This is a genomic window from Arthrobacter sp. P1_B3 (genome assembly GCF_056406615.1).
On record NZ_JBFTZV010000042.1, the window covers coordinates 1 to 19,412 of the forward strand.

At 62.8% G+C, this 19,412-nt stretch carries 17 protein-coding genes and 2 pseudogenes; 15 read left to right on the top strand and 4 right to left on the bottom strand.

Annotated features, from left to right (window positions below):
* Positions 1–6: 6 nt before the first annotated feature.
* The 6 genes and pseudogenes from AC1D2F_RS22920 to lhgO form a co-directional block, all read left to right on the top strand.
* Positions 7–555, top strand: a pseudogene (locus AC1D2F_RS22920) (aldehyde dehydrogenase family protein); the annotation flags it as partial.
* A 171-nt stretch (positions 556–726) separates the two neighbouring features.
* Entirely contained in the window at positions 727–1,383 is a 657-nt protein-coding gene (locus tag AC1D2F_RS22925) for a GntR family transcriptional regulator (RefSeq protein ID WP_229995257.1), read from the top strand.
* A 232-nt stretch (positions 1,384–1,615) separates the two neighbouring features.
* Positions 1,616–2,830, top strand: a complete 1,215-nt coding sequence (locus tag AC1D2F_RS22930; protein WP_476967817.1) for an iron-containing alcohol dehydrogenase — start codon at positions 1,616–1,618, stop codon at positions 2,828–2,830.
* A gap of 47 nt (positions 2,831–2,877) precedes the next feature.
* A complete protein-coding gene (locus tag AC1D2F_RS22935) occupies positions 2,878–4,329 on the top strand; it encodes an aldehyde dehydrogenase family protein (RefSeq protein WP_229995259.1) in 1,452 nt (483 codons plus the stop codon).
* Positions 4,329–5,093 carry an SDR family NAD(P)-dependent oxidoreductase gene (locus AC1D2F_RS22940; RefSeq protein WP_229995260.1) on the top strand — a complete coding sequence of 255 codons (765 nt, stop codon included), beginning with the start codon at positions 4,329–4,331 and terminating at the stop codon, positions 5,091–5,093. The genes AC1D2F_RS22935 and AC1D2F_RS22940 overlap by 1 nt, the downstream gene beginning before the upstream one ends.
* A 67-nt stretch (positions 5,094–5,160) precedes the next feature.
* Positions 5,161–6,360 carry an L-2-hydroxyglutarate oxidase gene (lhgO, locus tag AC1D2F_RS22945; protein ID WP_229995261.1) on the top strand — a complete coding sequence of 400 codons (1,200 nt, stop codon included), beginning with the start codon at positions 5,161–5,163 and terminating at the stop codon, positions 6,358–6,360.
* A 514-nt stretch (positions 6,361–6,874) separates the two neighbouring features.
* On the opposite strand, the gene AC1D2F_RS22950 is transcribed toward lhgO, so the two are convergent.
* The 4 genes from AC1D2F_RS22950 to AC1D2F_RS22965 form a co-directional block, all read right to left on the bottom strand.
* Complete coding sequence (locus AC1D2F_RS22950) at positions 6,875–7,180, bottom strand: nuclear transport factor 2 family protein (protein ID WP_229995262.1); 306 nt, start codon at positions 7,178–7,180, stop codon at positions 6,875–6,877.
* A 118-nt stretch (positions 7,181–7,298) separates the two neighbouring features.
* The gene (locus tag AC1D2F_RS22955; RefSeq protein WP_229995263.1) at positions 7,299–8,105 is read right to left on the bottom strand and encodes an MBL fold metallo-hydrolase; all 807 of its coding nucleotides are present in this window, start codon (positions 8,103–8,105) and stop codon (positions 7,299–7,301) included.
* 121 nt (positions 8,106–8,226) lie between these two features.
* A complete protein-coding gene (locus AC1D2F_RS22960; protein ID WP_229995264.1) occupies positions 8,227–8,712 on the bottom strand; it encodes a MarR family winged helix-turn-helix transcriptional regulator in 486 nt (161 codons plus the stop codon).
* Positions 8,713–9,008: 296 nt separating this feature from the next.
* Positions 9,009–9,569 (bottom strand): MarR family winged helix-turn-helix transcriptional regulator, encoded by a 561-nt coding sequence (locus tag AC1D2F_RS22965; RefSeq protein WP_229995265.1) that lies wholly within the window; start codon positions 9,567–9,569, stop codon positions 9,009–9,011.
* A gap of 66 nt (positions 9,570–9,635) precedes the next feature.
* On the opposite strand from AC1D2F_RS22965, the gene AC1D2F_RS22970 reads away from it, so the two are divergent.
* The 9 genes and pseudogenes from AC1D2F_RS22970 to AC1D2F_RS23010 all read left to right on the top strand — a co-directional run bounded on the left by AC1D2F_RS22970 (position 9,636) and on the right by AC1D2F_RS23010 (position 18,424).
* Positions 9,636–10,688 (top strand): LLM class flavin-dependent oxidoreductase, encoded by a 1,053-nt coding sequence (locus tag AC1D2F_RS22970; RefSeq protein WP_229995266.1) that lies wholly within the window; start codon positions 9,636–9,638, stop codon positions 10,686–10,688.
* A 46-nt stretch (positions 10,689–10,734) separates the two neighbouring features.
* Positions 10,735–11,109: a DoxX family protein gene (locus AC1D2F_RS22975; RefSeq protein WP_229995267.1), complete on the top strand. Its 375-nt coding sequence runs from the start codon at positions 10,735–10,737 to the stop codon at positions 11,107–11,109.
* A gap of 53 nt (positions 11,110–11,162) precedes the next feature.
* Complete coding sequence (locus tag AC1D2F_RS22980; protein ID WP_229995268.1) at positions 11,163–11,354, top strand: hypothetical protein; 192 nt, start codon at positions 11,163–11,165, stop codon at positions 11,352–11,354.
* Between the two features lie 477 nt (positions 11,355–11,831).
* Positions 11,832–12,803 (top strand): 3-hydroxyacyl-CoA dehydrogenase family protein, encoded by a 972-nt coding sequence (locus AC1D2F_RS22985; protein WP_364744566.1) that lies wholly within the window; start codon positions 11,832–11,834, stop codon positions 12,801–12,803.
* 194 nt (positions 12,804–12,997) lie between these two features.
* Positions 12,998–13,527, top strand: a pseudogene (locus AC1D2F_RS22990) (gamma carbonic anhydrase family protein).
* 330 nt (positions 13,528–13,857) lie between these two features.
* Positions 13,858–14,937, top strand: coding sequence for a LacI family DNA-binding transcriptional regulator (locus tag AC1D2F_RS22995; RefSeq protein ID WP_229995270.1), 1,080 nt, complete (start codon positions 13,858–13,860; stop codon positions 14,935–14,937).
* A gap of 77 nt (positions 14,938–15,014) precedes the next feature.
* Positions 15,015–16,337, top strand: coding sequence for an MFS transporter (locus AC1D2F_RS23000; protein ID WP_364744563.1), 1,323 nt, complete (start codon positions 15,015–15,017; stop codon positions 16,335–16,337).
* A gap of 169 nt (positions 16,338–16,506) precedes the next feature.
* A complete protein-coding gene (kce, locus tag AC1D2F_RS23005; RefSeq protein WP_476967818.1) occupies positions 16,507–17,439 on the top strand; it encodes a 3,5-dioxohexanoate:acetyl-CoA acetone transferase in 933 nt (310 codons plus the stop codon).
* A gap of 10 nt (positions 17,440–17,449) precedes the next feature.
* Positions 17,450–18,424, top strand: a complete 975-nt coding sequence (locus AC1D2F_RS23010; protein ID WP_229995883.1) for a glycerate kinase — start codon at positions 17,450–17,452, stop codon at positions 18,422–18,424.
* The last annotated feature ends 988 nt before the right edge of the window (positions 18,425–19,412 follow it).

Here is a 19,412-nt window from a genome sequence, read left to right on the forward strand (position 1 = left end):
AGATAGATGACCACGGCCCGGGGCACCGAGGCCGAATCCAAGGTCGGCCCGCTGATCGATGCGAAGAGCCGGGACAAGGTCCACGAGCTCGTCACCGACGCCGTCGCCGCCGGCGCGGTCGCGGTGACCGGCGGCGCGGCCGTGGAGGGCCCGGGCTACTTCTACCAGCCCACCATCCTCACCGGCGTGACCGAGGGCACCCGGATCCTGTCCGAGGAAATCTTTGGCCCCGTCGCCCCGATCATCACCTTCGACACCGAGGACGAGGCCATCCGGCTCGCGAACAACACCGAATACGGCCTCGTCGCGTACGTCTTCACCCGGGACCTGAACCGGGGCATCCGGATGGGCGAACGCCTCGAGACCGGCATGCTGGGCCTGAACGCCGGCGTCGTGTCCAACGCCGCCGCCCCGTTCGGCGGCGTCAAGCAGTCCGGCCTGGGCCGCGAAGGCGGCCTGGAAGGCATCGAGGAATACCTCTACACCCAGTACATCGGCATCGCCGACCCCTACGCCAGCCAGCGGAAGGTGGCTAGCGCCCTCCACAGCCCGTGAAACGTTCGGCGCGCTACAGCACCGGACTTCGCCCCAAAGCAGCCAGGGCCCCACAACTCCTCGCAACGTGGGGCCGTGGCCACACAAGACCTGACGATCCTCCCCGCACTGCGACATCCCAACGTCCATACTGGGTTGACAAGCTACAGATTCAAATGTGGAAGAGGGCGTATGAAGGACGAGAAGACTGCCGGGGCAACCGGCAGGCGGATAGCACAGGAACTCCGCCAGGACGTCCTCGAAGGGAAACTGCGGCCAGGGGAACGAATCGGGCAGGAGGAACTCGCCGAACGTTTTGACGCAAGCCGCATCCCTGTCAGAGAAGGGTTGAAGCTTCTTGAGGCTGAGGGTCTGGTCACGATTGTTCCGAATGCCGGGGCATGGGTAGCCAAATTGGATGCCTTCGAGTTCGACCAGACCTACAAGCTCCGCGAGCAGGTTGAATCCCTGGCCGTCAGGGAAAGCATCGACAACCTAACCGAAAGCCAAATCCAAAGACTGCGTGAGCTGGCAGAGGAGATCGCGGCAGCCACCGACGTCGAGACGTTTCTGCGCGTCGACCGCGAATTCCATCTGCTGACCTACGCCGGCGCCGAGTTCGGCCTCCTGCACGATCTGGTGCAGCGGTTCTGGAACACGACGCAGCACTACCGGCGGGCCTTTGCACAGGGTCTGGACTTGGAGCAGCAGTGGGCCACGGATGCGGAGCACCGGCTCATTGTCGACAGCATCGCCAGGAGGGACCACGATGCAGCAGCCGGCTTGGTCCGCGGGCACATCCGCCGCACCCGGCTCAATCTCGCCTCGCGGCCAGAGATCTTCAATTAGGCTGATTGTATCCAAAAAAGACTTGTCGAACCTAGGCGCGAGCGTTCCGACGGCGGGGGCGCCAAGGATCGGCGCTAGGTACTTGTCGGATCGGCCGCCCATAAACCCCCCTATTTCCATGGGATACCAACGCGTTTCCCGCGAGTCCCGCCCCAGCACTCCTTGACGCCGAGCGGTTGTGTCGGTTAACTTTATTTTGGAAATTGTATCCAATCAGGAAAGTGTGACGACGATGTCAAAACGATGGGTTCCCGATCTTGCTCTGCCGACAGAGTTCTTGGCACCAGCCGCCGTTCTCGGAGGACGCGGCTCCACCAAGCAGATCGTAAAGGTGCTCCGCGACCAGTTCGGCCTTGCGGGAGGAACGGTCCTCGTTGCAGCCGACGACGCTGTTGTAAATTTCGGACTGGCGGAAAATCTGCTCCTTGCCCTTGAGGACGGGGGCTTCCGCGTAGTGCTTCGGACAGGCTTCGGAAGCGAGCCCACGGCGGAGATTGTCGACGCGGCCGCCGAAGAGGCGCGTGCGGCCAGGGCTGGTGCCATCATCGGAATCGGCGGAGGTTCCGTTCTGGACTCTTCAAAGATCATCTCTTTGTTGATGCTCAACGACGGCACTTCAGCTGACTGGCTGGGGGTTGTGGATCCGCCGCACGGCGTAGCGCCGCTGGTGCTGATCCCGACAACCTGCGGGACCGGCGCGGAGGCCACACGCATTGCCATGGTCACCGTTGATGGTGCAAAGCGCGTCTCCTCCTGTACGCGATACGTTCCACAGGCGGCCATCATTGACCCCGACCTGGTTGCCTCCCTGCCCCGGGGTGTCGTGGCGTCCACGGGAATGGATGCACTGGCACATGCCATTGAATCGCTCATGGCCACCAGCGCGTCGCCCCTGTCCGCCCACCATGCAATCGGCGCCATAGAGATGCTGATGCCTAGCCTGGACAAGGCCGCCGAGGGGGACCAGGACGCCCTCGCGCGCTGCCTCTGGGGTTCGCACCTGGCCGGCCAGGCCCTGAACGCAGGCGTAGTGATGGGCCATTCGCTGGCGTACTGCCTGTCCTATGAAAACCCCATGCCGCACGGCACTTCCTGCGCCCTCGCGCTGCCCTACTGCATCGCCTACAACCAGAACCTTGATCCCATGCTGGCGTCAGCGCTGGCGCGCGCCATCACCGGAGGAACGAGCGAAGACCTGCACACCGCCGCCCAGGAAATCCTTGATCTGTCCAGGCGGCTGGGACTGCCGACCACTCTGGACGAAGCGAACATCCCGGAGCACGCCGAAGCATCCATAGCCCAGCGCTGCGTCCGGGAATACCCCAGGCCGACCAACCCCGAACCACTGGAAGAAGAATCCCTGGAGCGCCTCGTATCCRCAATGCGCACAGGCGACCTGGCCGCCGCCTTCGAAGCTACGGCCCAAGCAGCCACGGTGAACCGATGACCACGGCCACACACTACAACAGCACAAAGCGCACAGGAGCAGACAAGATGACGATCGGACTAGTTAAGAACCTGGTCAACGGCGAATTCGTCCACGCCAGCCTGGGAACAACCCTGGATGTCACGGACCCGGCCACGAACGGCGACATCATCGGCCAGGTCCCAGCCATGGGCCCGAACGATCTGGACGAGGTCTTCAACGCCGCTGCCGAGGGCGCGAAGACATGGAAGAAGACCGGCCACCTGGAGCGAGGGCGGATTCTCCTGAACACAGCCTCCCTGATCCGGGAGCACTCGGAGGACCTGGTTGCCACCATCGTCACCGAGATGGGCAAGACCCGGGCAGAAGCCACGGGCGAAGTCGGGAAGTCGGCCGAATTCTTTGAATACTACGGCGGCCTCGCCCGGCTTCCGTTCGGAGAGTACCTGCCCGACGCCCGCCCGGGCACATTCGCCAGCCAGATCCGCGAACCAATCGGCGTCGTCCTCCTCATCACACCGTGGAACGACCCCCTGCTGACACCGGCGAGGAAGCTCGCCCCCGCGCTGCTAGCCGGCAACGCCGTAGTACTCAAGCCGGCCAGCGAAACACCGATCATCGCGCTCAAGCTCGCCGAACTTCTTCACAAGGCGGGCCTTCCTGCCGGCGTGCTCGGCACCGTCACAGGCCGCGGAGCGGACATTGGGCAGAAGCTCACATCACATCAAGGGCTGCGTGCAGTCTCGTTTACAGGATCGACTGAGATCGGAGTACAGCTGCAGAAGGAACTCGCCGGGACAGGCATTCGGGTGCAAACCGAAATGGGCGGAAAAAACGCGGCAGTCGTCCTCGAAGACGCCGACCTGGACGCAGCCGTCCCCACAATAATCGCCGGCGCCTTCGCCCAGGCCGGGCAGCGGTGCACCGCCACCAGCCGCCTCATCGTGCAGCGGAGCATCGAAACCCAGATCCGCAGCAAACTGGTGGCCGCCGTAGCGGAACTCAAAGTTGCCAGCGGGAACACCCCGGACGCAAGCCTCGGTCCCGTCGTCAGCAAAAAAGCGCAGCAGCAGATCCAAGCCCACATCTCAACGGCGATCCGCCAGGGCGCCGAAGTCATTGCCACCGCTCCCCTCGGAGAGGAACAACGCCAGACCGGCGCCTTTGTGGAACCAACACTTTTAGGTATCTCAACCGACCTGGATATCTGGAGGGACGAGGTCTTCGGGCCGGTGCTGGCTATGACCGTCGTGGACACTGTAGAAGAAGCCATCGACGCGGTGAACGACTCGGCCTACGGACTCTCCAGCGCCGTCTTCACCAAAGACCTTGGCCACGCATTTGCCTTCATCAACAGCGTCGACACCGGACAGGTCTCGGTAAACCAGCCCACCACCGGCTGGGACATCCACCACCCCTTTGGCGGTTTCAAGGACTCCGGTTCCCCCTTCAAGGAGCAGGGCCTTGAAGCGCTGAGCTTCTACACCCGCATCAAAACTGCCGCGATCCGGACGCAGTAATGAGCGAAGGAAACCAATTCTCCCTTGAAGGGAAGCGCGCACTTGTCACAGGCGCCGGCCGCGGCCTGGGATATGCCATCGCCAACGGACTCGCACAAGCCGGCGCTCAAGTGGCGCTGGTGTCCCGCAGCGAAGACGAACTCCACAGCGCGGCAAGAGCAATCGGACCAGCAGCCACTGCGTTCCCTACAGACGTATCGGTCCGGGGTGCCGCAGCGCCGCTACTCGACCAAGTCGAAAATGGGCTGGGCGGCGGAATCGACGTCGTCGTCCATGCCGCCGGGGTGCAGCACCGCGAACCGGCAGAGTCTTTTGACCCTGATGAGTGGGACCGCGTCATCAGCATCAACCTGACCGCCCCGTTCCTGCTCAGCCAGGAACTCGGAAGACGCCAACTTGAAAAAGGCCGCCGCGGGAGCCACATCTTCATAGGGTCGCTCTCAAGCCAGCTCTCCCTGCCCTCCGTTGTCGCCTACACGGCCAGTAAGTCCGGGATATACGGAGTTCTCCGAAACCTCAGCCTCGAGTGGGCCGGACGGGGCATCCGGGTCAACGGTCTGGGGCCCGGCTACATCCGGACCAAGCTCACAGAAGCCGTGTTCAACGACACTGAGCGGAAAGAGCGAATGCTCCAGCGGATACCGATGAACAGATTCGGCGAACCGGAAGAACTCGCCGGCGCCGCGGTGTTCCTGGCTTCCGACGCATCCAGCTACATTACCGGCCAGCTACTGATGGTCGACGGCGGCTGGACGGCCAGCTGACCTGTGCATTAACACACAAATTTAAACGCATCCCCGCAGGGGAGCCAGACAAGAAACAGAGACAACGATGACCGAACAGATTGGCATCATCGGCGGAGGCATCGTGGGCATCGCAATCGCCCGCGCCCTCACCCAGCGAGGAATGGGCGAGGTAACGGTAGTGGAAAAAGAGCACCGCGTCGCCATGCACCAGACAGGACACAACTCCGGCGTGGTCCATGCCGGGCTTTACTACGCCCCGGGGTCGCTCAAAGCGACCCTGTGCGCCCGCGGCAGGCACCTCACCCGCGACTACTGCCTGGAAAAGAACCTCCCCTACCGGGAAGTCGGCAAACTCGTCGTAGCTTTGACAGCAGAAGAGCTGCCCGCACTGGAGAATATCGAAAAACGGTCGGTCGCCAACAACGTGCCCGGCCTGCGCCGCCTCAACGCCGAACAAATCAAGGAAATTGAGCCACACGCTGCCGGCGTCGCCGCCCTGCACTCCCCGCACACCGCCGTCGTCGACTACGCCGCAATTACTGAAGCCATGGCCGAGGACATCCGCCAAGCCGGCGGCCGGATACTCCTCGGACACGAAGTCACCCGGATCGCGCATGCCAACGGCAAGGTCCAGGTAACCACCAGCGCAGCAGAACTAGTTTTCGACCGCCTCATTGTCTGCGCCGGACTGCAATCCGATCTGGTTGCCCAGTTCGTAGGCGCTTCCCCCTCACCCAAAATCCTGCCCTTCCGTGGTGAATACTGGGCTCTGTCAGCGGCGAAGCAGCACCTCGTCAAAGGCATGATCTACCCCGTACCTGATCCCAGCTTCCCCTTCCTCGGCGTTCACTTCACCCGGGGCGTCTATGACGACATCCACGTTGGTCCCAACGCTGTCCCAGCCTTGGCCCGCGAAGGATACGGTTGGCGGACCATCTCACTCAAGGACACCTGGGCGTCGGCGACCTGGCCAGGGGCGCCCACCTTGGCGAAGCAGCACTGGCGGATGGGAGCCAAGGAAATCGCCGCGTCCCTCATCAAACCGCTTTACTTCAAGGAAGCGAGCCGGTTTATTCCTGAGCTCGAGATGGCCGACCTGACCGCTAAAACCGCCGCTGGTGTCCGGGCCCAGGCATGGGCCAGTGATGGCTCGCTCCTGGATGATTTCGCCATCGACCAGGTCGGACCCGTCACGCTACTGCGCAATGCTCCGTCACCGGCGGCAACCTCGGCCATGTCGATCGCCGACCATCTCATTGACCACCATGTACTCGCCCGCCCCTGAAGCTGAGGCGGGCCGGGCTTCAGCGTCCCGAGGGATGCTGGCCGAAGACCAGAGCATTTGCGCCGGCGTGGGGACGCTGACTGCTTTTACTGCTCCGGACCCGAGACGGACCGATGGGAGTGCGGCCCGCGGCCACGGACTATCTTCGACCGTCGGTTCCTGGGCGAACGGTCGTCCCGCCGCGTTCAGGACCGGACGCGGAGCCGGGCCGCGTGCCGCGCTCAACGAGGAAGCCCCTCACCACAATGCAGGCTTTTGCGTACCGCGTGGCATCAACCGCGTGCAAGGGCTTCCTCTCATTGCAGAACCAGTGAGGACTGCTCTCGGCTTCCGGTGAGAGCCCTAGGGACGAGAACCGCGTCTTGGCTGTAACCCGGCACATGCAGGTATGTATTGGTGACTCTGCCAACCGATCACATGCGCACTCGGTGGTCTTGATGCCAGTGGGCGGTAAGGAAATGCTGACGGCACCGACTCTTTTGGCGTTGTCGCCGTCAGGCCTATGCGGATTCGGTCAGCGGTCCCCGGGCAGGCCTGCTTCGGCAACCCTTGCGGTGTCGACGAATTGTTCGAAGCGTACGATAAGTCCGCCGCGGACGATGAAGTGGTGGGCCACCCGGACGGTCAAGGGTTTCCCGGTTGCCCGGTGCCTGGCGGTGTACCGGGCGAGGACCACTACGTTTTCACCTTCGACGATGTAGGTGTCGTCGTGGGCCGCCCGCCCCTCCCAGTCTCTACCGAGAATTTCCATGACGTTGGAGGTCACTTCGTTGGGCGTGCGGTAGGTCCCTGCAAGGGGAAGCCGGCCATCTCCGTCCATTCGACATCAGGGACCATCGTGGCGCGGAGCGCTTCGAGGTCACCTGCTGCTGAGGCCAGATACTGACGGCGGATGACGTCCCGAGGCGAGCTTGAGCGGGCAGGTTCAGCGGCGTCATTCAGCCCCATGTCATTTCCCCCTTGGCGACCTTGGTTCCGATTTGCGGTGCGATGAGCATTCCGGAGTTTGGGTAGCTTTCGATCAGGGCGGCCGTGCCGGCGGCGGCATCGGCTGAGCGGGCAAGTATCCCTTCGAATTCCCGGAGGTAGGACCGCGTGTAATCGATGGCCGTGGCATCGTTGGCGGTTCCGGGCAGCCGGTGGCCCGCTATGACGAGTTGTGGGTTCAGGGCCTGCATCTGGTCAAGGAGTTCGATCCATGCCGAGCGCTGTTCGGGGGTGGGGGTGTCTGCGGTCCAGACGTGTTCTTCCTGGAAGACCAGGACCCCGCCGACCACTGCTTTCTGATCAGCGTTGAAGAGGTAGTGCCTGTCAGGAAGCAGGTCAGAGCCGCCGCGAAGGTCAAAGCGGTACCCGTCGAGTTCAATTGCGCCTGCATTCAGGGGCGCGATCACGGCCAGGCGGGTCGGGAGGTTGGCGCCCAGTGCTGCCCAGGCCTTGAGTTTGCCCTCGAATGTCGCCTGGATGTGCTCGATGACTATCGGGGTCGCCAGGATTGTGGCATCCGGGAACGCATCGGCGAAGACTTCCAGGCCGAAGTAGAAGTCCGGGTCGGCGTGGCTGATGAAGACGGTTTCCAGCTCTTTGCCGGAGTCCAAGATGGCCGCAACGAGACGGTGGCCGTCGGCCCGGGTGAAGCCTGCGTCCACAAGCATTGCCTTGGACGGGCCGATAACCAACGTTGCCGACTTGTTTGGTGAACCTGCGGGGAAGTCGAGATCGAAGACCTCAAAATTCAGTGACATTACTGGTTAACCTCTCTCGGATGCCCTCGAGAACGCCCCGAAGCGAGTCACGCAATGCACGCTCACTCAGATCCAACAATAGCTGACTAGTCAGCTATTGTTGGGAGTTATGCCCAATCGTTCACGGCATGATCGGCAATTCCTGCGCAGCATTCTTGCTGATCCTTTTGACGGCCTCCGAGAACACCTCGGCCTCTGCGGGTGAGAGTAGGTCGAGCAGGTACCGTTCGATACTCTGCACGTGGCGGCTACCGGCTCTGAGGAGCAAGTCTTCGCCGTGCGCCGAGAGGCGGATCAACTGGACACGGGCGTCGGAAACGGAGCTCTCCCGTTCAATAAGGCCCAGCGCTGAGGCGCGCTGCACCAACCGCGTGGCTCCGCCTGACGTCAACACCCTCGCTTGGGCGATGTCACGCACCGGGATTCCCTGGTCGCCCGCCCGTCCTGCGAGGAGAAGCAGTTCAAAAAGGGAATGGCTGATGCCGAACTCCTGCTCCAGGTCGCGGCCAAGAAGAAACTCCAGCCGGTTCGCCGCACCCAGAAGGCGCCCGAAGACCAGGACGCGATGATCGTTGGCAGCCTCTTGGCCGGAGCCGAATTCCTTCATACTGTTCACCGTCCAACATTATGCTTATCTCCCCGCAACAATCTCCTTCCCTGCCCGGGACCCGGGTTGCCCGCCGGCCCCTTACACCCAGCGGTGATTCCTCCACCAGAGCGACCCGCAACAGCAGACGGCCATACAAAACAATCGCCGCCGCAACTCCACAGGAAATCAGTCGCAAGCCATGGCGGGCGTCCTCCGACGCTGATCCGGACTCCACCCTCCGGAACGCAACAGAAGACCCTACGAAAGGCCGAGTTCTACGAAGCCTGGACCGTCGAGGACCGCACGGGTTTCGACTAAATGGTGCCACCCGGAGAAGGTTCGACGACGGCTAGGCCCTGGTCGGTTCCACGTTCATGTGCGAGTTCGTTCAGGTGGCGGCGCAAGCTCTTTGCAACCTTTCCAACGGCTTCGAGGTCTTCAGGCGTGAGGGCTTCGATGAAGAACCGGCGGACGAGCCGAAGATGCGGCGCTGAGGAAGCGCGGAAAGTCCGTGCTCCGTCGTCGGTAAGTTCCACCTCTGCGCCACGGCTGTCGTTACCCGACTTACGCCGTCGAATGAGCCCCCGGGATTCCATGCGACCCAGGTGGTGCGAAAGTCGGCTGCGCTCCCATCCGACACCCGCGGCGAGCGTGGAGGATCGCAAACGGTGTCCTTCGGACTCGCTCAGGGCCAGGAGCACCGCGTAGTCGCCCGGGGAAACGCCGGAGGTGGCCTGCAGTCCCGTCGCCAAAGCCTGTCTTATCGCCTCTGCCGTCTCGACATACTCGCGCCATACGGCCAGTTCATCCGGAGTAAGACTCCGCCGGGCACTCTTACCGCTTTGTTCCATAACCACCTCGTCTTCGTTTGACATGTCAACCATACGGGGTGATGATTGACGCGTCAATTAAGTAATTGACATATCAACTAGAGGAGACCCATGAGCGAAGTGATCTTTGGCCTGGACACCTTCGGCGACGTCCCTGTTGACGACCAGGGCGCACCAGTCAGCCATGCCCGTGCGATCCGGCAGTTGGTCGACGAGGCCGTGCTGGCCGACCAGTTGGGTGTGGATGCCTTTACTGTCGGTGAGCACCACCGCCCGGAATATTCAGTCTCGGCCCCCGAGACTGTCCTGGCCGGCATGGCCACGCGCACCTCACGCATCCGCCTTGGATCCGGCGTGACGGTGCTCAGCTCCGATGACCCCGTGCGCGTCTTCCAGCGATTTGCGACAGTGGATGCGCTGTCCAACGGCCGCGCCGAGGTCATTCTGGGGCGGGGTTCCTTCACCGAGTCGTTCCCCCTCTTCGGCTACGACCTCAAAGACTACGACGTGCTCTTTGAGGAGAAGATTGAACTGTTCGCACGACTCCTTGACGAGAAACCCGTGACCTGGAAAGGCACCATGCGTGCACCGCTGGTTGATGCCGATGTCTACCCCAAGACTGAGGGCGGTCTGCGGACGTGGGTAGGCGTCGGCGGCACGCCCCAGTCAGTGGTCCGCACGGCGAAATACGGGTTCCCCATGATGCTCGCCATTATCGGCGGACAGCCCGAACGGTTCACGCCCTTCATCGACCTCTACAAACGGGCTGCCGCGGACTTCAACACGACGGCGTGGCCGGTAGGAATGCACTCCCCCGGGTTCATTGCGGATTCCGACGACGAAGCCAAAGAGATCTTCTGGCCCCACTACAAGGTGGTCAGGGACCGCATCGGAGCCCTCCGCGGCTGGCCGCCCGTCCGCCGCGAAGATTTCGAGGCCGAAACCCGGAACGGCTCGATGTACATCGGCTCACCGGAGACCGTCGCCAGGAGAATCGCCCGTGCCGTGGCCTCACTGGACGTTGGCCGCTTCGACCTCATCTTCACTTCCGGAGCCCAGCCAATCAGCGCACGCCTCAAAGCCGTCGAACTCTACGGGAGCAAAGTCGTGCCGATGGTCCGCGAAATACTCGCCGACCACCGGAACGCGATGGAAGTCGCATGACGGCCCCAGCCACGAACAACCCTGTGACTCACGAAAGAAGAACATCATGAACGTCGCCCTCTGGATCATCACCGCCGTACTCGCCCTTCTCTTCCTTGCCGCAGGAACCATGAAAATTGCCCAACCCAAGGCGAAGCTCGCGGCCGCCGGCCAAGGCTGGGTGGAAGACTTCTCCGACGGCGCCGTCAAGCGCATCGGCGCACTCGAAATCCTCGCCGCCCTCGGCCTCATCCTGCCGGCACTACTGGGAATAGCCACGGTGCTGGTGCCCACAGCCGCGGCCGGGCTCTTCTTCCTCATGGCAGGCGCTGCCATCACTCACGGCCGCCGCCACGAAACGCCCAACGTCATCATCAACCTCGTCTTGGGCATCCTTGCCGCTGGTGTCGCAGTTGCCCGTTTTGGCCCGTACGGCCTCTGAGCGGAGGGAGTGATTCCTCAATAAGGTTTGCGGCAGCCGACACCGGAGTGCTGGTGAAAGTCACCGACCAGCCGAGCACGATGACCTTCAGCAACACCGAGGCGGCAGCACCCCAGGTCATCTCCGGACCGCTCGCCGCTATCACCCAACCCGGTGGGCCCCCGGCCGCGGCGGCAACGGCGGCGTCACCGGAACAGAACGGCGCAGTCATCGGCCAGGCACCGGAAGCAACCAACTGGATCTGAATCCGGCAGTGGCCAACCTGAGCGTCAGACCACCCCGAAAAGACCCCGGCGACTTATCAATGCCGGGACAACTTAGAAGATCAAGCGATGATCACACAGACCCCTCAGCTTCCGAAAAAAGGGACGTCCCCGCTGAGCCTGCTAGCCCCTTATTGCTCCCGAGCCGCCAGCGTGTTCGGCGTCCGCGCCAGGAACCAAGTGACGCCTCCATGCCCCGCCGGGTCGGATCCTCTCCCCCGAACTTAACGTTGCTTACCACCGGTCCCCGCTCTACGCTCCTAGCAGACGGACATGCCAGCGAGCGAGGTCATCGTCCGGGTGCCCACATCGACGTGGCTCCAAGACCCCTACCTACGGCACGGCATACCGCCAAGCAAGCGGCTGCTGCTGCCGAAAACGCCCTGACGGCCTTGCCCATTCATTGCGGCAATCAAAAGTCAGGAACCGGGTCATGCCCGGCTATACAAAGGAGTTCGAATGCCCACTGAAATTACCAAAGTTGCTGTCGTCGGCGGCGGATACATGGGTGGAGGGATTGCGCAGACCCTGGCCCTGGCAGGCCTGCCATGCGCCCTGGCGGATGTCACGGCCGAGGCCGCCCAAAACTCAGTGCGCCGCCTGGTTGAAGAGGGCAAGGACTATGAGTCGAGGGGACTGTTCCCTGAGGGCGCCCATGACCTGCTGGTGGCCAATCTGCGAGCCGCCGAGAGCATCGAAAGCGCCGTCGAAGGAGCCGACTACGTCAGCGAGGCAGTTCCGGAGATCCTTGACCTCAAGCAAGCCACCTTGGCACGCATCAGCAACGCAGCCGGCCCGCACACCGTTATTGGCAGCAACACTTCGGCCATTCCCATTGGCACCCTGGCAGAGTCCGTCACCCGGCCCCAAAACTTCCTCGGCGTGCACTGGATGAACCCGTCATTCTTCGTTCCTTCCGTGGAAATCATCCCCACGGAAAACACGTCACCGGAAGCAATCGGCGCCGTGGAGGAGCTGCTGAAGAAGGCTGGCAAAGTCGCCACGCGCGTCGCCGACTCGGCCGGATTCGTCGCCAACCGGCTCCAGTACGCTCTGTTCAAGGAAGCCTCATCCATGGTCGAAGAGGGCCTGGCCACGCCGGAGGTAGTCGACGAGGTCGTCAGCAATGCCTTCGGCTTCCGTCTGGCCTTCTTCGGACCCTTTGCAATTGCTGACATCGCCGGCCTGGACGTCTATGAAAACTCCTTCCGCAGCATTGAAAGTGCTTACGGCAGCCGCCTCGCAGCGCCCGAAGTCCTCAAGGGCAAAGTCGCCGAAGGGCATCTTGGCCTCAAGACCGGGCAGGGGTTCCTCACCATGGATCCGGCCGCAGCGCAAGAGATCGCCAATTACAGGGACCGGGCCTACTCTGAACTCAAGGCCCTCAAGGAACGGCTCGGCCCGCCGCCGTTCCTCTCCAAAAACGCATAGATCTCTTGTCCAGGTCCATACCCTGACCAAGAATTCATCCAGGCCCCGGCACGACAAATGCGCCTTTGTGCGCTTGCCAGACGGCGGTAGCGGTCGCTGCAACAGCGCCGGCGAACCCCGTCCCATCGTTCAGGCTGCCACCGGGCCACGGAGACGCCTTAGACATTCCTTAACGTTTCGGAGGTTCAGGGCCAATGGCTCCCATCTACCCCTTCGCCGGCACCAAGCCGGATATCCACCAATCCGCCTTCGTGGCACCGACTGCCGCCATCATCGGCAGGGCCACACTCGGTAAGGAAGCGAGTGCCTTTTACGGGGTCTCCGTCCGGGCGGACACTGCAGCGATCGCCGTGGGCGTGGGCACAAACCTGCAGGACAACGTGGTGCTCCACGCCGACCCCGGCTATCCCTGCACGCTGGGCGACCGCATCAGCGTCGGGCACTCCGCAGTCCTCCACGGTTGCACCGTAGAGGACGACTGCCTCATCGGAATGAACGCCACAATCCTCAACGGAGCCGTCATCGGCACAGGTTCACTGGTAGCCGCAGGCGCCGTGGTACTGGAAGGCGCCGTAGTTCCGCCGCGTTCACTCGTCGCCGGGATCCCGGCCAAAGTACGACGTGAACTGACCGACGAGGAATACGCGGGGTCCAAGCCAACGCCACCCGCTACGTGGAACTGGCCCAGGCCCACCGGCAGCTCCACGAACCAACTCCGACCTAAGCCACAACGAGGCCACGGCCGCCTCAGGTCCGCTCCCCCGTTACACGCCCATGAAGCGCGCCCTAGGACAACGCCGTCGGGCAACACATCTCCGGCCCGACCGCATGACAGTGCGAAACCCTTCGGCCCGCTGGATAAGCGCCGCCGGAGCCCCGTCTGCCGTCACCGCGAGTCCAGCGCGCCACCTCCTCAGACCGGTTTCATGCCGTAGAACTAACGAAGCTTCATTACATTTTACTTAACGTTGCTTAACACCATCTCGCCCGGCTGTAATGGACATCACAAAGACTTCCAGCTGGGAATCCCCTTACGACGTTGAAAGGAAACACGATGGTCGGTGCTACAGCAGCCGTGACGCCCGTGCAGAATTCACAGCGTCCCGCGAAGATCTCTGCTGCTGCTGTTGCCCGTGCAGCAGGCGTTTCACCGGCCACGGTCAGCTATGTGATGAATGGCCGCCAAGGCGTATCGGCTGATACACGCCGGCAGATTCTGAAGATCGCCAACGAACTCGGCTACCGGCCATCCGGCCACGGCCGCCTGCCCGACCCGTTGCTCACGCGCGTCGTCGGTTTCATCCTTCCCAACATCACCAACCCGATGCACACAGGATGGGCGCAGCACATCATCACCGCTTCGGCGGCCGAGGGGTTCGACGTCTTCGTCGCCACAACATTCGATGACCCTGAATCCCTCGCCCAGATCGCCTCAACGCTGGCGGCACGAAACGTCGACGGGGTCATCATCGCCGGCGCTCTCCGGGAAGACTCCCGTGCACTACGCACGCTGAGGCAACGGCGCATTCCCTATGTCTACCTCTCCCGGCGTGCGGACCACGTCCCTGGCGACTTCGTGGGAATCGACGATGACACGGCGGCGTCCCAGCTCATGCAGCACATCCTGGACCATGGCTACACCGAGATCGCGACCGTGATCGGTCCGCGATTCTCAACAGCCTCCATGGCCCGTGAAATCGCCTTCGTCCGTACAGCGGCGGCGGCCGGCGCCGACATCAGTGGCCCGCGCAAAATCAGCACGCGCCTGAGCGCCGACGGAGGGCTGGTCGCCGCGCAGCAGCTGCTGGACTCATCTGCCCCACCTCGGGCGATTGTCTGCGGATCGGATGAAATCGCCATGGGGGTCATGGAACACGCCTTGGCCCGTGGGCTTCGAATCCCGGAAGACGTAGCTGTCGTTGGCAGCGACGGACTGACGCACAGCCGCTCACGACTGATCGGCATGACCACCATCGTCCAACCCGTCAAGCAGATGGCGGACCGGGCATTCGAGCTGCTGCTGGACCAGATCGCGTCCCCCCGAACCACGTACACCCAGACGATATGCGCGCACCGGCTGCATATCGGCACGTCCTGCGGATGCCCAGCAGGAGCAGCTCCAGCATCCCCTTGAAGCCTCCGGCATCCGCGTAACAGCAGCACACTCCCCGGCCATTTCCGGGCAACCCATTAACAAGAGAAGGCACACCCATGTCCACTGACACCGTCGGGACGGCAATGAGGCCGCCCAAAACCATTAACAAGGTCATATACCGGCGCCTGATGCCCCTGCTGATCGCCGCCTACGTCATGGCTTTCCTCGACCGTACCAACATCGGTATGGCCAAGGACCGCCTGGAAATTGACCTCGGCATTTCCGCAACCGCCTATGGCATCGGCGCCGGCATATTCTTCCTGACCTACGCGCTGTCCGAGATCCCCTCCAACCTCATCATGCACAAGGTCGGAGCCCGCTTCTGGATCACGCGCATCATGATCACCTGGGGCCTGCTCTCAGCGGGCATGATGTTTGTTCAGGGCGAAACGTCCTTCTACATCATGCGCATGCTGCTAGGCATTGCCGAGGCCGGCCTGTTCCCCGGAGTCCTGTACCTGATCACCCAGTGGTTCACGCTCGAGCACCGGGCCAAGGCCAACGGCATGTTCCTGCTCGGCGGATCCATTGCCAACATCATCGGCGCCCCGCTCGGCGGTTTGCTGCTGACCCTGGACGGCCTCGTAGGGTTGCATGGATGGCAGTGGATGTTCCTCCTCGAAGGCCTTCCCGCGTGTGCCCTGGCTGTCATCATCTGGAAGACGCTGCCGAACAAGCCCACCGACGCCAAGTTCCTCACCCGGGATGAGGCCGAAGACCTTGAGGCGCGGATCGCCGCCGAAGAGCAGGCCGGCGCGAAGGCCGCCGGTAACTCAAAACTGCGCCACATCGTGAAGGACAAGCAGATCCTGCTCGTGGTTGCGATCTACTTCACTCACCAGATTGCCTTCTACACCCTTGCCTTCTTCCTGCCCTCCGTCATCGGCACCTACGGAAAGCTCAGTCCCATCCAGATTGGCCTGCTGACCGCCATCCCGTGGGTCTTCTCCGCTGTAGGCGCCTTGACGATACCAAAGCTGGCCACCACCGGTTCGCGCTCCAAGCTGATAACCACCACGACGATGATCGGGATTGCGGCCGGCTTCACGCTCGGTGCCATCGGCGGCCCCGTCCTGGGACTGATCGGTTTCAGCCTCGCGGCCTTTAACTTCTACGCACTGCTGCCGGTCCTCTACACCTACCCCACGACCCGGCTCTCCGGGTCCTCCCTGGCTGCCGGCCTGGCGTTCGTCAACACCGTGGGCCTGTTCGGCGGCTTTACCGGACCATACGTCATGGGATTCGTAGAGGACGCCACCGGGTCGAAGATGGCCGGCCTCTGGTTCGTTGCCGGCATGTGCATCATCGGCGCGCTCCTCACACTTGGACTCAAACGCGGTTCCAAAAAGGCAGATCCGAAGGCTGTAGCCGTTCACTAGCGGACCCACGGACAGCGGACTCCCCGCACCCCCGCACCGCGTCCATCAGAACGTCACGAAGACACCGCCGACATGGCACGCCTCTTCTTCCTCACCAACACGACTGCAGGCACCGAGACGTTCAACTCGGTGCCTGCAGGAAAACATTCTCCCCGAAAGAAGCATCATCATGTCCCGCAAACGCAAGGTCATCATCACCTCCGCCGTCACAGGCGCCATCCACACCCCATCGATGTCCCCTTACCTGCCCGTCAGCGCCGAGGAGATCGCCGACGCCGCCATCGGCGCAGCCGAAGCCGGCGCGGCAATCGTCCACATGCACGCCAGGGACCCCAAAGACGGCCGCCCGTCCCAGGACCCCGCCCACTTCGAACCAATCCTCGCCAAGCTCAAAGCCAACACCAACGCCGTCATCAACATCACCACCGGCGGATCCCCGCACATGACGGTCGAGGAGCGCATGCTTCCGGCCTCCGTCTTCAAGCCGGAACTGGCAAGCCTGAACATGGGCTCAATGAACTTCGGGCTGTACCCAATGCTGGACCGCTTCAAAGACTTCGAGCATGAATGGGAACGCGAAGGACTCGAGCGAAGCCGCGACCTGGTCTTCAAGAACACCTTCGCCGACATCGAAACCATCCTTAACATCGGAAACTCCAACGGAACCCGCTTCGAGTTCGAGTGCTACGACATCTCCCACCTGAACAACCTCGCGCATTTCCACGACCGCGGCCTCGCGCGCGGACCACTGTTCGTACAGTCCGTCTTCGGGCTCCTGGGGGGCATCGGAGCCCACCCGGAAGACCTCATGCACATGCGCCGCACAGCAGACCGCCTCCTGGGCGATAACTACGAATGGTCCATCCTGGGCGCCGGCAAGAACCAGATGCCACTGGCCACCATCGGCGCCGCCATGGGATCCCACGTCCGCGTGGGCCTGGAAGACTCCCTGTGGATCGGACCCGGCGAATTGGCCAAAACCAACGCCGAACAAGTCCGGCGCATCAGAACCATCCTCGAAGCGCTGAACTTCGAAGTGGCCACCCCGGACGAAGCCCGCGAAATGCTCCAACTCAAGGGCCGCGACAACGTCGGCTTCTAGGACAAAGAACATGCACATCCTCATCGCCCCCGACAGCTTCAAAGGCACCTTCACCGCCTCCCGCGTCGCCAACCTGATCGCCGCCGGCGCCCGGGCCTACGGCGCCGACGCCACCGAACTCCCCGTAGCCGACGGCGGTGAGGGCACCTACGAAATTCTGAGCAGCTCCCTCGGAGCCGAGGAGGTCCGCGTGGACACCGTCGGCCCCTGGCGCGATCCGCTACGGGCCTCCTACGGGCTGGCCCCGAACGGCACGGCAGTGATCGGCCTGGCCGCAGCCAGCGGCATCACCGCACCCTGCCCGGGAGAGCGGAACGCCCTCACGGCCGACACCTACGGAACAGGCGTCCTGATGGCCCACGCAGCCGCAAGCGGTGCCCGCCGGATCCTCGTCGCCGCCGGCGGCAGCGCGACAACCGACGGAGGCAGCGGCGCGATCACAGCGATCGAGGAGCGCGGCGGGTTACGCGGCGCCTCCGTGACAGTGCTCAGCGACGTAACCACTGCCTTCGAGGACGCCGCCCGCGTCTTCGGACCGCAGAAGGGCGCAGGACCGACGGAGGTAGATCAGCTCACCGCCCGGCTAAACGCCCAAGCCTCGGACTACCCGCGCGATCCGCGCGGGGTCCCACGAACCGGCGCGGCAGGTGGCTTCAGCGGAGGCATGTGGTCGATGTACGGGGCGGCGTTAGTACCCGGAGCAAAATTCGTGCTGGACCTCCTGGACTTTGACCGATCGGCAGCGGAGGCCGACGCCATCGTGGTCGGCGAAGGCCGCCTCGACTCACAGACGGGACAAGGCAAGATCATTTCGGAGATCCTTGCCCGCCGCACCGGAAAACCCGTCTACGCCATAGTCGGCTCAATCCACCCCGACCTCGGAGACTATGCTGACAATTTCGCCGACGTCATCATTGCATCCCATGCCACTGAACTGAAGGACGCCGGATACCGCGTCGCCAGCCAGGTCGCAGCCGCGGAGTGAGCTACCAGGTTTTATCGGCGACGCCCACCTGCCCCAGCCAGGCACCGACATGATGCCCAGCCTCGGTTTCGTACCTGGGCCCGTATCCCAAGGAAACAACAGCATGCCCCGCAAACTCATCACAAGAACGGATAAGACCTTGTAAAGGATCATCGCTGACCTGTTCGTCCAACACTCTGCCGACAAGGAGACTCAGCTGATCTTGGCGCTCGAAACTGCCGTTCAGGCAGCCAGCTCAAGAGCTTGTGGCGTGCTCCTCACCCCGTCGCCTTATCTCCCATGGTGCCGTACGGATAGACATATGAATTAGATCTGTCCCCCTTATAGCGTCTGCGAGACGACTTCCCGATGCGGTCCAGCCCTACCTGGGATCACTTTAGGCACCGCGGTCTGGTCGGTTCAAACAAGGGCCAACGTCGTGGTCCGATGTTGGGAACAAACGCACGTGCATTGCTGACCGCAGCTGCGAAGTACGGTCCTGGTAGTCAGCATGGGGTACACCCTAATCTGACGTCGTCAGGCTTCCCTTTACTCCCCAGCGATCCTTCAAGACCCCAATCGCCCGCGGCCGGAAACATCCCCCTGCGGCGACGTTCCGCGTGAAAGGCTCTTAGCTGCCGTTACGGAAGGAGCACGGAAGGCATTCTTCCTGCCGCAGTTGATCCCGTCCCCGCGATGTCAGCTTCGAGTTGTCGGCCTCGGGCAACATGCAAAGACCCTAACCGCCAAGGGGGCCCTGCGTCCTAGACGATATGAAGTGTGGTGGGCCGGTCCTGACGTAGGACTGGAACCTCGGGTTCAAAGAGGTTCGTGGGTTGCCGGTCCGGGGGCCTGTTCCGCAGTCTCGTGCGGGGTGTGGACTGGTAGAGCCACATTTGAACGTCTGGAGGTTCCAGCCATGAATAACCGTACCTACGTCGGTTTGGATGTCCATGCGCGCAGTGTGAAGGGCTGCGCCATTGACCGCGAAACCGGCGAGATTCTGCGC